The following is a 12,809-nucleotide window of genomic DNA, read 5'->3' as shown; positions in this document are numbered from 1 at the left end:
GCGTTCCGCTCCGGCCCCACCGTCATCCGCCCCTGCGATGGATCCCAGCCCGTGAAGCTCTTCTATTCCCTGTCGTCTCCCTATGTCCGCAAGGTCATGGTGATCGCGCTCGAGACCGGCCAGGCCTCCGACATCGAGAAGCTGCCGTCGGCGGCGAGCCCTGTCGCCCGCGACGCGACCATCGTGGCGGTCAACCCGCTCGGCAAGGTGCCGACCCTGATCCTCGACGACGGCTCCGCCCTCTACGACAGCCGTGCCATCGCCATGTATCTCGACGCCCGCCACGAGGGCGCGCCGCTCTATCCGGCCGACGGCCCGGAGCGCTGGACGGTGATGCGCTGGGAAGCGCTCGCCGACGGTCTGCTCGATGCCGCCCTGCTGCTCCGCTACGAGACGTTCATGCGTCCGGAGGAAAAGCGCTGGCCCGAATGGATCGCCGGCCAGACCGAGAAGATCGCCTCCGCCCTCGACGTCATGGAGGCCGAGATCGGCGGACGCGGCGAGATCGACGCCGGCCTGATCGCCGCCGCCTGCGCGCTCGGCTATCTCGACCTGCGCTTTGCCGACCTGGGCTGGCGCGACGGCCATCCGGCGCTCGCCGCCTGGTTCGCCGGCTTTGCCGAGCGGCCCTCGATGGTCGCCACCAAGCCGGAATGAGCGGGGTGGCCTTCGATCCCGCCGCGCACGGCTGGGAGCCCTACACCGACGAAGGCTTCATCGGCCTCGTCGGTCCGCTGTGGATCCGCGCGAAGGAGCCGGCGCCGGACTTCGCCTTCATGGCGCAGTCCAAGCACCACAACCGGCGCGGCGTCGTGCAGGGCGGCATGCTGATGACCTTCGCCGACCGGGCGATGGGCATGACCTGCTGGTACAACAACGAGAAGAAGCCCCAGGCGACGATCCAGCTCAACGTCCACTTCGTCGACGCGGTGCAGGTCGGCGAGTTCGTCGAGGCACGGTGCGAAGTGGTGCGGCGGACGAAGTCGCTGATCTTCATGCGCGGCACGCTGGTGGTGGGCGAGCGCATCGTCGCCACCGCCGATGGCGTCTGGAAGGCGGTGCGCAGCGCCTCGGGTGTCGCGGAGCCGGTAGGATAGGGGCGGGCGGGCCGGTCCGTCAGGCCGGCCGGTACATCGCCAGCTTGTAGCCGAAGCCGAGGAAGACGGCGCCGGTGACGCCCTTGATCCAGCGCTGGACGCTGCCGCGCCGCGCGACGACCGAGAGCCTGGAAAACAGCATCACGATCGCGCTGAACCAGGCGACATTGATCAGCGAATGCACGAACACGAGCACGAACGCCGACACCCCTGATGGATCGTCGACGGGGATGAAGTGCGGGAACACCGCCAGGTAGAACATCGACACCTTGGGGTTCAGCCCGTTGGTGAGAAGCCCCTCGACGAAGGCCTTGCGCAGCGTCCGTTCCCGCCGCGCAGGCGCGATTTTGGCCGGGAGATCCAGCCCCCTGAACGCGGCGGCGAGGGCCTTCAGCCCGACCCAGCACAGATAGGCGGCGCCCACGTACTTGACGATCGCGAACGCCGTGGCGGACTGCACGAGAAGGATCGACAGGCCCAGGATCGACAGGGCGCCGTGCACGTAGAACGCGGCGAAGAAGCCGGCGATGTTGGCGAAGCCGGCGGCGCGGCCCGAGGTGGGCACCGTCTTGGCGATCAGCACCCCGTTCGGCCCCGGCGAGGTGACGAGCAGGGTGGCCGCCAGTGCGAAGGCGAGAATCTCCGACCAGCCGATCATGCCGTACCCCTCTTGCGTCGCGCCCGTCCGTCGGACGCCGAAGCGGCCGCGATCATGGCATGCCGGGGCGGACGCGCGAACGGACAGTTTCGCAGGGCTCGCCGGCTGCCGGTCGCGCCCTGCGCATGGCCCGCCGGGGTCGCATCGGGCGACGCCGGGACGGGCGCCCGCGCCTCACCAGGCGGCGCGGTAGATCGCCAGCGCGTCGGCACGGGTGACCGTGCGCGGGTTGTTGACCAGCAGGCGGGTCTGCTTCATGGCGTCGTCGGCCATCATATCGAGCGCGCTTTCCGGGATGTCCACGTCGCGCAGCCGCCGCGGCAGGCCGCAGCGGATCGACAGCTCCTGCAGGTCGTCGGCGAACGCCGCGGCGCGGCCCTGGGTGCCGATCTCCGCCAGCTTCGGGAACACGATCGGAGCGATGTCGGCGTAGACCTCGCCGCTGGTCTCCGCGTTGAAGCGCAGCACGTGCGGCAGCACCAGCGCGTTCGACAGTCCGTGCGGCACGTGGAAATGGCCGCCGATCGGATAGGCGAGGGCGTGCACGGCGGCGACCGGGGAGTTGGCGAAGGCCTGGCCGGCCAGCATCGAGCCCAGCAGCATGTCGGCGCGGGCGCTCTTGTCTGCGCCATCGGTCACCGCGCGCTCCAGCGCCCCGCCCATCAGCCGCAGCGCCTCGCAGGCGAGCGTGCGCGACACCGGGTTGTTGTTGGCGCTGGCCGAGGCGAACGCCTCGATGGCGTGGACCATGGCGTCGACGCCGGTGGCGGCGGTCACCGGGGCCGGCAGCCCGTAGGTGAGCTCCGGATCGAGGAGCGCCACGTCGGGCAGCAGCAGTGGCGAGACGACGCCCATCTTCTCGCTGGTGCCGGTGGTGACGATGGCGATGGGGGTGACCTCCGAGCCGGTCCCGGAGGTGGTCGGCACCAGCATCAGCGGCAGGCGCGGCCCCTTCGCGTTGCCGATCCCGTAGGCGTCGGCGAGCCGCTCGGTGCCGCGGGCGAGCAGCGCCACGAGCTTGGCGGTGTCGAGCGACGAGCCGCCGCCGAAGCCGATCACCGCGTCGGCGCGGTGCGTGCCGGCGGCGGCAGTGGCGGCCTCGACGACGGCCTCCGGCGGATCGGCCGCGACGTCGGAGAAGATCGCCACCTCGATGCGCGACGCCCTGAGCGAGGCAACGGCCGGATCGACGAGGCCGACGCTGACGAGCCCCGGATCGGTGACCAGCAGGACGCGAGTCCAGCCACGGGCCGCAGCGAGGGCGCCGATCTCGGCCGCCTTGCCTTCGCCGAAGACGATGCTCGGCGCGGTGTTGAAGCTGAACGGTGCCGTCATGCGGTTTCCCCTCCCGGCTGGGTGCCGATCCGATCGATTCGGTATTTGTCCGGACAATAGTCGATCTCCGGGTCGCGGCGAACCCGTCTCAACGGCGTGGCGCCGCGCGTCAGGCGGTTTCCGCCTCGTCGGCCGCGTCTCCGATGAGCTTCGGCCGGATCTCCTCGGGAGCGGCCTCGGCCCACATCAGCAGCGCGTCGAGGGCGGGGCAGAGCGCCTGTCCCCAGTCGGTCAGATGATATTCCACCCGCGGCGGAACCTCGTGGTGGACGATGCGGGTCACCACGCCGTCCGTTTCCATCTGCCGGAGCTGCTGGATCAGCATCTTCTGGGAGATGCCGGGGATCGCGCGCTCCAGCTCGGAGAAGCGCAGCCGCTTGCCGCCGAAGAGGTGGAAGAGGATGACCAGCTTCCAGCGGCCCTCGAGAATCCGAAGGACGTTCTGGATGCCGCGCGCGCCGAGGGAACTCGTGTAGTCCGGCCGCTTACCCATAAGTAAGTACCTTACTTTTTCGTGTGTACTTGTCAGTACGCAAGTCTTGGCTCATCTGAGGCCGAACGCAAGCCATCGGCGGCAGATCGCCCCGGGCGGACCATCGATCGAGGGAGCCTCAGATGACGGGAATGGATCATTCCGGCGAGTTCGCCGGCAAGCGTGTGGTGGTGACCGGCGGGACCAAGGGTGCCGGCGAGGCCGTCTTTCGCCGCTTCGCTGCGAGCGGCGCGCGGCTGATCACCGCCGCCCGCTCCGACCGTCCGGAGCATGTGCCCGAGCTGTCCTTCGTCCAGGCCGACCTCGCGACCGCCGAAGGCTGCGCGGCGCTCGCCGAGGCGGCCTTGACGCGGCTCGGCGGGGTCGACGTTCTGATCCATGTGGTGGGTGGATCGAAGGCGCCGGGCGGAGGCTTCTCCGTTCTCGACGATGCCGCGTGGCACGACGAACTCGACCTGAACCTGATGAGCGCGGTGCGGCTCGACCGCGCGCTGGTGCCGTCGATGGTGGCGCGCGGGTCCGGCGTGGTGGTGCACACCTCGTCCATCCAGCGCCGCCTGCCGCTCTCCGACAGCACGACGGCCTACGCCGCGGCAAAGGCCGCGCTGTCGACCTACAGCAAGGCGTTGTCCAAGGAGGTTGGTCCGAAGGGCGTCCGGGTCAACGCGATCGCGCCGGGCTGGATCTACACGTCCGCAGCCGAAGCGCTCGTGCAGCGGATCGCCGAGGGAGCGGGGATCACCGAGGAGGGGGCGCGTCAGACCATCCTGGACGCGCTCGGCGGCATTCCGCTCGGCCGGCCGTCCCGACCGGAAGAGGTGGCCGAACTGATCGCGTTCCTGGCCTCCGACCGGGCGTCGGCGATCCATGGCGCCGAGTACACCATCGATGGCGGAACCGTGCCGACGGTCTAGGAGCCGGTTGAGGTGTAGCTACTGAAGTCCGCCGGGACGACCGGCGGACCGGTCCCGACGGTGCCGCTCTGGCCTACCCCTTGGTGCCGTAGGCCTTCAGGAACATGCGCACGGCGCTTTCGACTGTGGCCTTGATCTCGGCCTCGTCCGGCGTGTCGAGGAAGCCGAACAGCAGCCGCTTGACGATGGTGCCGTGGCAGAGATTGAGAAAGTTGGCGGCGGCGAAGGTGGTGTCCTCGTCGATGGTCAGCCGGCCGCGCTCCACCTGCCGGTCGAGATAGTCGGCGAGCCGGTTGATGCCGAAGCAGGGGCCCATCTCGAAGAAGGTGCGGCCGGCGTCCGGGAATTTCTCCGCCGCGCCCATCACCATGCGGATCAGGGCGATGTGCTGTGGCGCCGTCATCATCGTCAGGAAGCGCTCGCCGAGGCCCAGCAGGGTCGCGTCGATATCGGCCTCGTCGTCGGTGACGATGCACATCTGCTCGGCCGCCTCCTGGCGGTCCACCATGACCAGCGCCTGGAACAGCTCTTCCTTGTTGCGGAAATAGACGTAGAGCGTTCCCTTCGACACCTTCGCCGCCTGGGCGATCTTGTCCATGCTCGCGCCGTCGAATCCCTCGGCCCGGAACACGCGGCGGGCGCCTTCCAGAATCTCCGCGCGCTTCGCACTGCTGGCGGTGGCGGCGGACTTGCCGCGCTCGGGCGGCTGTACGGGTTTGTTCATCGGGCGTCACTCGGCGCTGGGCGTCGGGGTCGTATCCCGTCAGGGATGGCGGTTGTCTGATCCGGCTGCTGGCGAACATCGTAACACGGGACGACGCCGGCCGCTCGGCCGCCGTCTTGTCCCGCGTGTCGACCTCCGCGAATGCAACTCTCACATGCTCAGTGTGCATTGACCGAACCGTTCAGTCAATGCTAGCTTCCGGCGAAATTGACCGAACGGTTCGGTAAAAAGCTAGAAAAGACAGCAGTCATGAAGCGGAGCAACGACACGATGACCCTCGGTGAGGCTCAGAATCGTGACGGGAATTCGGCCGTGTCCGGCGGGATGCCGACCGACGCCGCGGGGGCAGGTAGTGCGTCCCCCGCGGCGCGACCGGCCCCGGAAGACGACGCCGGTCGCACGCTTGCCCGCAAGCCCGACCAAGAGGGTCCGTCACCCCAGGCGGCCGCCGGCGGCGGCAGCCTGACCACCGAGGTCGCGCCGCCGGCGCAGCCGCGCAAGAAGAGCCGGAAGCGGCTCGTGCTGTTCGCCGTCATCGCCGCCGCCCTCGGGTTCGGCGTCTACGAAGGCAACCACTGGTGGACCGTCGGCCGCTTCGAGCTGTCGACGGACGATGCCTATCTGGGCGCCGACATGTCGGTGCTGTCGGCCAAGATCGGCGGCTACGTGGCCTCGGTCGATGTCGGCGAGAATCAGCCGGTCAGGACCGGCCAGGTCATCGCGCGGCTCGACGACGGCGACTACCGGCTGGCCGTCGAGGCCGCCCGCAACAAGATCGACATGCAGGAAGCCACCGTCGACCGCATCGACGTGCAGATCGCGGCCGCGCGGGCCAAGATCGACGAGGCGCGCGCCAACCTCGACAGCTCCCAGGCGGGGCTCGATTTCTCCGAAGGCGAGTTCGGGCGGAAGACGACGCTTTCCGAGCGCGACTTTGCCAGCAAGCAGGCTCTCGACACCGCCCGCGCCAATCGCGACAAGGCCCGTGCCGACGTCGCGGCCTCCCGCGCGGCGGTGGTTTCGGCCGAGGCGAACGTCTCGGTGCTGCAGGCCGAGCGCGTCGAGGCCGAGGAAACGCTGAAGAGCCTGCGCACCGCCCTCGACCAGGCCAAGCGGGATCTGTCGTTCACCGCCATCCGGGCGCCCGTCGACGGCGTCATCGGCAACAAGGCCGTCGATGTCGGCGAACTGGTCCAGGCCGGATCGCGGCTGGCCGCGGTGGTGCCGCTCGACAGCGTCTACGTCGATGCGAACTTCAAGGAAACGCAGCTGGAGGAGATGCGGGTCGGCCAGGCTGCCACCGTGTCCCTCGATTCCTACCCCGACCGGACGTTCACCGGCGAAGTGGAGAGCATCTCGCCGGCCTCCGGTGCGCTGTTCAGCCTGTTGCCGCCGGAAAACGCCACCGGCAACTTCACCAAGGTCGTCCAGCGCCTGCCCGTGCGGATCAAGCTGTCGCCGGAATCGACCGCGGACCACGCGCTGCGCCCCGGCATGTCGGCGGTGGTGACCGTCGACACCCGCACGGGACCTGGCTCGGAGGCCCGGGCGGCCGAAGCGCCGGAAGCCTCGATGGGCGATCGGGCCGTGGCCGCCGTGACGGGTCTGGTCGAACGCGTCCGCGGCCTGCTGGGCCTCGACGCGGGCCAGGGCCCGCAGCATACGGCCGCCGCCGCAGAGGCCGCCGCCGCCAACTGACGCATCTCCCCGCCGGATCCCTCGGGTCCGGGCGGAGAGGCGCAGCCGGCAGACGGTCCGCAGCCCGTTTCGGCCAGGCGTATGCGCCTGACCGGACCCACACCCGGAACCAGGAAGCGCGGGCGGCGGATGTCCGCCCGCACTCCGTTTCCCTACGTCGCGATCCAGGGCGCCTGAATTCCGTGAGCACCACCACCGCCATCCCGGCGCCCGCCGCCGCTTCCGCCGGTCTCGACCGGCGCAAGATGTTCGCCTTCATCTGCATGGTGTTCGGCATGTTCATGGCGATCCTGGACATCCAGATCGTCTCGGCGTCGCTGTCGGAGATCCAGGCGGGGCTGTCGGCGTCGGCCGACGAGATCTCCTGGGTGCAGACCAGCTACCTGATCGCCGAAGTCATCATGATCCCGCTGTCGGGCTTCCTGTCGCGGGCGTTCTCGACCCGGTGGCTGTTCGCCACCTCGTGCGCCGGCTTCACGTTCATGAGCTTCATGTGCGCGACCGCCACCTCCATCGACCAGATGATCGTCTACCGGGCGCTGCAGGGCTTCATCGGCGGCGGCATGATCCCGACGGTGTTCGCGGCGGCCTACTCGGTGTTTCCGCGCGAAAAGCAGCCGATCGTGGCGCCGATCATCGGGCTGGTGGCGACGCTGGCGCCGACCATCGGGCCGACCATCGGCGGCTACTTGACCGAGCTGTTTTCCTGGCACTGGCTGTTCCTGATCAACATAATCCCGGGCATCGGCGTCACCATCGCCACCATTACGCTGGTCGATTTCGACGAGCCCGACCTGTCGCTGCTCGACCGCTTCGACTGGTTCGGCCTGCTGTTCATGGCCGGCTTCCTGGGCAGCCTGGAATTCGTGCTGGAGGAGGGGGCCGCGAACGACTGGTTCGACGACCGGCTGATCGTCTTCTTCACCATGGTCTCGGCCGGCTCGGCCCTCGGCTTCTTCTGGCGCGCATTCACCGCGCGGGAACCGGTGGTCGACCTGCGCGCCTTCTCCAACCGGAACTTCGCCACCGGCTCGGCCTTTTCCTTCGTCATGGGGATCGGCCTCTACGGCCTCACCTATCTCTACCCGATCTATCTCGCGCGCATCCGCGACTACTCGGCGCTGATGATCGGCGAGACCATGTTCGTTTCCGGCATCGCAATGTTCCTGACGGCGCCGTTCGCCGGTCGGCTGGCGGCGAGGATCGATCCCCGCCTGATGATCGCCATCGGCTTCTTCGGCTTCGGGCTCGGCACCTGGCAGGCCTCGCACATCACGTCCGACTGGGACTTCTGGGAGCTGTTCATGCCGCAGGTGCTGCGCGGCGTCTCGCTGATGCTCTGCATGGTGCCGATCACCAACCTGTCGCTGGGCACGCTGCCGATCGCCTCGCTGAAGAACGCCTCCGGCCTGTTCAACGTGACCCGCAACCTCGGCGGCGCGGTGGGGCTGGCGATCATCAACACGATCCTCACCAACCGCGGCGACATGCACGCCGCGCGGCTGGCGGAAAGCGTCCGCTGGGGGCGGCCCCCGGCCGACGAGGCGGTGGCCACGATCACCCAGGGTCTGTCGTCGCTGGGGCCCGACGCGCACAACGCGGCGATCTACAGGATCGGGCAGATCGTCAGCCAGCAGTCGAACGTCATGGCCTTCGCCGACGTCTTCTACCTGCTGACCGGCCTGTTCTTCCTGCTGGTCTTCGCGACGCCGCTGATGCGGCGGCCGGCGCCGCTGCCCGCGGGCGCCGGCGGCCACTGAGCCGGCTGTCCCTGACTGGGCTGCCGAGAAGCGGGTGCACCGGCCTCGGCCGGTGCACCGAGGCCGCGGACGCGGCCGTCAATTGGCCGTGTAGTAGCCACCTTCGCCGGTCTTGACGTTCCGGTTGTAGTAGCGGTTGCCTTCCTTGAAGACTTCGAGGCTCAGATTGAACGCACCCGACATGACCAGGATCCCGTCCTTGGTGATCTTGTAGCGGCCCTTCTGGCCGCTCTTGTTCACCCAGGTGCCGTCGGCAAGATACGTCGTCGAATGGGCGCTCGACCTGACGGTCTTGCCGACATAGGCAGCGGCGATCTGGTCCTGCGTCAGCTTGACCATGGTTGTCTTGATGGACTGGACCGCCCGGACATCCTGCTGAGCCGAATAGGGAATCGCTCCCGCCGACAGCGTCGTCGAGACAAGTACGGCGGAAGCAAGCGCGGCGGCGCCAAGCTGGGTCAATTTCATGGTCGTGTGCGTTCCTGCTCTCTGTTGGGAATCACCGGCGGGCGGTGACGAATGAACCCGAAGCGGCAATCCGATTGTTGGTCAAGGTCGCCGGTTCATCGGGAAGGTGTCCGAATTGTCGTGGGTGCGCAACCGACGCGTGCGCATGCGCCTATGTCGTCAGGGCAGAGATGACGAGAATCGATGCCGACCCGATGACGATCGCGATCGACAGGGCGTCGATCACCCGCCGGTTCATCGACCAGGGGGTGCGGCGGCCGAGATGATCGCCCAACAGGGCGGCCGGGCACAGCACCGCCGCCAGCAGCGCCGACGAGCGGTCGACCCCGCCGGTCATCAGGTGTCCGGCGAGGGCCGCCATCGTCAGCAGGGTGAACATGGTGATCAGCGTGGCACGGCGGCCATCGAGGCTGAGGTCTCGCAGGCGCATCAGGTAGAGCAGCAGCGGCGGCGCCGGCATCGCCGCCAGGCTGTTCAGGAGCCCGGCGAAGAAGCCGCTGAGCGACCCGCCGATCCAGCTGGCGTCGAGGGGCGGCCGGTTGCGCCCGAGGATGGGGGCCAGTGCCGACAGGATGCTCACCCCCACCAGCAGCCGCAGCGTCCGTTCGTCGACGGCGTGCTGGATCGCCAGGCCGAGGGGAACCGCCAGCAGACCCGCCCCCAGCAGAAAGGGCAGCAGCCGCCATTGCGTCTCCAGCACGATCAGCCTCGCGTTCCGCGCCCCGAGGAACAGCTGCAGGATCAGGGTCGCCAGCACGGCCTGCTTCGGCCCGATCATCAGCGACAGCAGGGACACCGTCACCATGGCAAAGCCGAAGCCCGTCATGCGCCGCAGCCCGGCCGCAAAGACGACGATGGCGCAGCCGATCGCAACGACGTGCCAGGGCATGGGCTGAACGGATCCGGGGGTTGGGGCTGGGACGAAAAAGCTCTGAAGCTTGCCTCCAGAACAGGCGGATGCTAACGGGCGAGAATGAAAAAACAAGACGCAGAAGCCCGATAAATGGAAAATCAGACGCCGCCAAACTCCGCCATTTCCCGGAGTGTGGAGCTTCTGGAGGCGATCTCCGGTCACCTGCGGCCGGTCAGCGTCCAGGAGCTTTCCCTCGAACTCGGGCTTCCCCGCCAGAGCGTCCACCGGCTCGTCACCCAGCTCGAGGCGCTGGGGCTCGTCTCCCGCGAGCCGGGCTCGGACCGCTTCAGCGTCGGTCCCCGACTGCGCTCGCTGTCGCTCAGCTGCATGTCCAGCTACCAGCAGACCAGTGCCACCCACCAGATCCTCACCAACCTGGTGGGAGAGATCGGCGAGACCTGCAACGTCGGCATGATCGACGGCAACCAGATCGTCTACATCGACCGGGTCGAATGCGAATGGCCGCTGCGCGTCCAGTTGCGCCCGGGCAGCCGCGTGCCCGTCTACTGCACGGCGATCGGCAAGCTGCTGCTCGCCTTCGCCGAGAGCCGCTCGCGCCAGAAAATCCTCGCCTCCATCGAGCTCCGGCCGCTCACCGACAACACCATCACCGATCCGGTCCTGCTCGACCTGGCGTTTGAGGAAATCCGGGTGCGCAACTTCTCGCTCAACCGGGAGGAGGACGCCGTGGGCCTCGTCGCCATCGCCGTGCCGATCCGCGATCCGTCCGGCGTGGTCGTCGCCGGCCTCGGCATGCACGCGCCGACGGCGCGCATGTCGGTCGACCGGGCCAAGGGCTTCCTGCCGAAGATGCGGGCGGCTGCAGAGGAAATGGCAGCGGCGATATTCTGAAAAACGGGACACGTCGTCCCGGAATTTGACAGTTCCCTTTTTGCGGTGCAATATTTCGGTCGTGACGCGCGCCGCGCTGCGGACGTGCGCAGCCACCGACAAGAGGGAATCGGTCGAATGAGACGCTTACTGATTGCGATCGCCGCCGCGTCTGCCTTCGGCGGCACGGCAAGCCAGGCCGCGGACACGATCAGTGTCGGGGTGCAGCCCGCCACGCAGCCGATCTACATTGCCCGGGCCGCCGGGTTCCTGGCGCCCATCGAGAAGAAGTACGACGTCACCTTCGAATTCCAGAACTTCTCGTACGGCGCGCCGGAGAACCAGGCGATGGCCGCCGGCGCCATCCAGATGGCCAGTGCCGGAATGGGCCCCGCCATCGTCGCGGCCGCCCGCCTCCCGGCCAAGCTGGTGGCCATCACCATCCTCGATCAGACAGCAATTATCGTGCCGACCGGTTCGGAGATTAAGTCCGTCGCCGACCTGAAGGGCAAGAAGATCGCCTATCCGGGCCGCGGGTCGCAGCAGTATCCGCTGCTGATCAAGGCGCTGGCGGATGCCGGCATGACCGAGGACGACGTCGAGCTGTTCAAGACCAAGGGCTCCGACGTCGGCAGCCTGATCGCCTCCAAGCAGGTCGATGCCGGCATGACCTGGGATCCGCACATCTCCTCGGCGCTCGCCGACGGATCGGCCGAGGTGCTGCTCACCTCCAAGGCGATCCTGCCGATCAAGGACGGCCACTACATCGGCAACGGCTTCTACATCCGCGAGGACTTCATCGAGGCGCACCCGGAAATCGTCCAGGACGTGGTCGATGCTCTGGTCAAGGCGGAAAAGCTGATCCTGTCGCAGCCGGAGACGGCGATCGACATGTGGGAGAAGGAAATCGGCTTCCCGCGCCAGGTGATCGAATACTCCCTGAACAAGGGCATCTCGGTCTACACGGCCGACATCACGCCGGACGAGAAGGCGGTCGCGGAATACACGGCCTTCCTGAAGTCCGCCGAGATCCTCACCGCCGAGGATGCGCCGAAGGTGGATGCCTCGTTCGCGGAAAAGGCCAAGAATGCCGAGTGATCTCGGCACCCAGGCCGCCCCGTTTGCGGGGCGGCCAGCAGCCGTGAGGACCAGTTCCCCCATGCATGCGACCCGTCGGGTCTTCGCTGCCGTCGGGCCTTACCTGCTGGCGGCGCTGGCCATCGTCCTCGTCTGGCAGATGGCCGTCACCGTGCTGGCGCCGCCGGTCACGATCCTGCCGCCGCCGTCGGTCGTCGGCGCCACCTTCATGGAAGAGCTGCTGTCCGGCGACCTGCTGACCAACGCCTGGGTGTCGATCGCCCGCGTGGTGGTGGCCTGGCTGCTGTCGGCGGTGATCGCCATTCCGCTCGGCGTGGTGATGGCGCGCAGCCGGGCGGCGGAGCGGTTCATCAACCCGGTGGTCGAGATCTTCCGTCCGATCTCGCCGCTCGCCTGGATCCCGCTCGCCATCCTGTGGTTCGGCATCGGCGAGTCCGGCAAGATCTTCATCATCTTCGTCGCCACCTTCTTCCCGATCCTGCTCAACACCGTCGACGGGGTGAAGCGGATCGATCCGGTGCTGCTCCGGGCCGGCCGGGTGCTCGGCTGCGACACCCAGTTCGACCTGTTCCGGCGCGTCATGCTGCCGGCCTCGCTGCCGTCCATCCTCGTCGGCCTGCGCATCTCCTTCGGCACCGGCTGGGCGGCGATCATCGCGGCGGAGCTCGTCGCCGCGAACTCCGGCCTCGGCTACCTGATCTCCGATGGCATGGAGATCCTGCGGTCGGACCTCGTCATCGTGGGCATGATCGTCATCGGGATCATCGGGGTGCTGGTGGACTCCCTGTTCAAGCTCGCCCTGACCCGCTTCGAATGAGAG

14 protein-coding genes are annotated in these 12,809 nt (G+C 68.1%); 8 read left to right on the top strand and 6 right to left on the bottom strand.

Features of this window, described 5'->3' with window-relative positions; translation table 11 throughout:
* Positions 1–51: 51 nt before the first annotated feature.
* Both ACSSVZ_RS04200 and ACSSVZ_RS04195 read left to right on the top strand, forming a co-directional pair.
* Positions 52–657, top strand: coding sequence for a glutathione S-transferase family protein (locus ACSSVZ_RS04200; RefSeq protein ID WP_453968475.1), 606 nt, complete (start codon positions 52–54; stop codon positions 655–657).
* A complete protein-coding gene (locus ACSSVZ_RS04195; RefSeq protein ID WP_453968474.1) occupies positions 654–1,097 on the top strand; it encodes a PaaI family thioesterase in 444 nt (147 codons plus the stop codon). Before ACSSVZ_RS04200 ends, ACSSVZ_RS04195 begins: the two co-directional genes overlap by 4 nt.
* 19 nt (positions 1,098–1,116) lie before the next feature.
* Here ACSSVZ_RS04195 and ACSSVZ_RS04190 read toward each other — a convergent pair whose 3' ends face one another.
* The 3 genes from ACSSVZ_RS04190 to ACSSVZ_RS04180 form a co-directional block, all read right to left on the bottom strand.
* Positions 1,117–1,755: a LysE family translocator gene (locus ACSSVZ_RS04190; RefSeq protein WP_453968473.1), complete on the bottom strand. Its 639-nt coding sequence runs from the start codon at positions 1,753–1,755 to the stop codon at positions 1,117–1,119.
* A gap of 174 nt (positions 1,756–1,929) precedes the next feature.
* Positions 1,930–3,090: an iron-containing alcohol dehydrogenase gene (locus tag ACSSVZ_RS04185; protein ID WP_453968472.1), complete on the bottom strand. Its 1,161-nt coding sequence runs from the start codon at positions 3,088–3,090 to the stop codon at positions 1,930–1,932.
* A gap of 109 nt (positions 3,091–3,199) precedes the next feature.
* A complete protein-coding gene (locus tag ACSSVZ_RS04180) occupies positions 3,200–3,583 on the bottom strand; it encodes a winged helix-turn-helix transcriptional regulator (RefSeq protein ID WP_453968471.1) in 384 nt (127 codons plus the stop codon).
* 131 nt (positions 3,584–3,714) lie between these two features.
* Here ACSSVZ_RS04180 and ACSSVZ_RS04175 point away from each other — a divergent pair, with 131 nt between their 5' ends.
* Positions 3,715–4,497, top strand: a complete 783-nt coding sequence (locus tag ACSSVZ_RS04175; protein WP_453968659.1) for an SDR family oxidoreductase — start codon at positions 3,715–3,717, stop codon at positions 4,495–4,497.
* 73 nt (positions 4,498–4,570) lie between these two features.
* On the opposite strand, the gene ACSSVZ_RS04170 is transcribed toward ACSSVZ_RS04175, so the two are convergent.
* The gene (locus tag ACSSVZ_RS04170) at positions 4,571–5,221 is read right to left on the bottom strand and encodes a TetR/AcrR family transcriptional regulator (protein ID WP_453968470.1); all 651 of its coding nucleotides are present in this window, start codon (positions 5,219–5,221) and stop codon (positions 4,571–4,573) included.
* A 249-nt stretch (positions 5,222–5,470) separates the two neighbouring features.
* Between ACSSVZ_RS04170 and ACSSVZ_RS04165 the strand changes: the two genes are divergently transcribed.
* Positions 5,471–6,919, top strand: a complete 1,449-nt coding sequence (locus tag ACSSVZ_RS04165) for an HlyD family secretion protein (protein ID WP_453968469.1) — start codon at positions 5,471–5,473, stop codon at positions 6,917–6,919.
* A 182-nt stretch (positions 6,920–7,101) separates the two neighbouring features.
* The gene (locus ACSSVZ_RS04160) at positions 7,102–8,679 is read left to right on the top strand and encodes a DHA2 family efflux MFS transporter permease subunit (RefSeq protein WP_453968468.1); all 1,578 of its coding nucleotides are present in this window, start codon (positions 7,102–7,104) and stop codon (positions 8,677–8,679) included.
* Between the two features lie 78 nt (positions 8,680–8,757).
* Here ACSSVZ_RS04160 and ACSSVZ_RS04155 read toward each other — a convergent pair whose 3' ends face one another.
* Entirely contained in the window at positions 8,758–9,147 is a 390-nt protein-coding gene (locus tag ACSSVZ_RS04155; protein ID WP_453968467.1) for a hypothetical protein, read from the bottom strand.
* A gap of 151 nt (positions 9,148–9,298) precedes the next feature.
* Positions 9,299–10,036, bottom strand: coding sequence for a sulfite exporter TauE/SafE family protein (locus ACSSVZ_RS04150; protein ID WP_453968466.1), 738 nt, complete (start codon positions 10,034–10,036; stop codon positions 9,299–9,301).
* A 114-nt stretch (positions 10,037–10,150) separates the two neighbouring features.
* Between ACSSVZ_RS04150 and ACSSVZ_RS04145 the strand changes: the two genes are divergently transcribed.
* The 3 genes from ACSSVZ_RS04145 to ACSSVZ_RS04135 all read left to right on the top strand — a co-directional run bounded on the left by ACSSVZ_RS04145 (position 10,151) and on the right by ACSSVZ_RS04135 (position 12,806).
* Complete coding sequence (locus ACSSVZ_RS04145) at positions 10,151–10,912, top strand: IclR family transcriptional regulator (protein WP_453968465.1); 762 nt, start codon at positions 10,151–10,153, stop codon at positions 10,910–10,912.
* Between the two features lie 117 nt (positions 10,913–11,029).
* Complete coding sequence (locus ACSSVZ_RS04140) at positions 11,030–11,989, top strand: ABC transporter substrate-binding protein (protein ID WP_453968464.1); 960 nt, start codon at positions 11,030–11,032, stop codon at positions 11,987–11,989.
* Between the two features lie 61 nt (positions 11,990–12,050).
* Positions 12,051–12,806 carry an ABC transporter permease gene (locus ACSSVZ_RS04135; protein ID WP_453968463.1) on the top strand — a complete coding sequence of 252 codons (756 nt, stop codon included), beginning with the start codon at positions 12,051–12,053 and terminating at the stop codon, positions 12,804–12,806.
* Positions 12,807–12,809: the final 3 nt, after the last annotated feature.

The organism is Amorphus sp. MBR-141, assembly GCF_053628695.1.
This window is presented reverse-complemented; position numbering and strand designations above follow the sequence as displayed.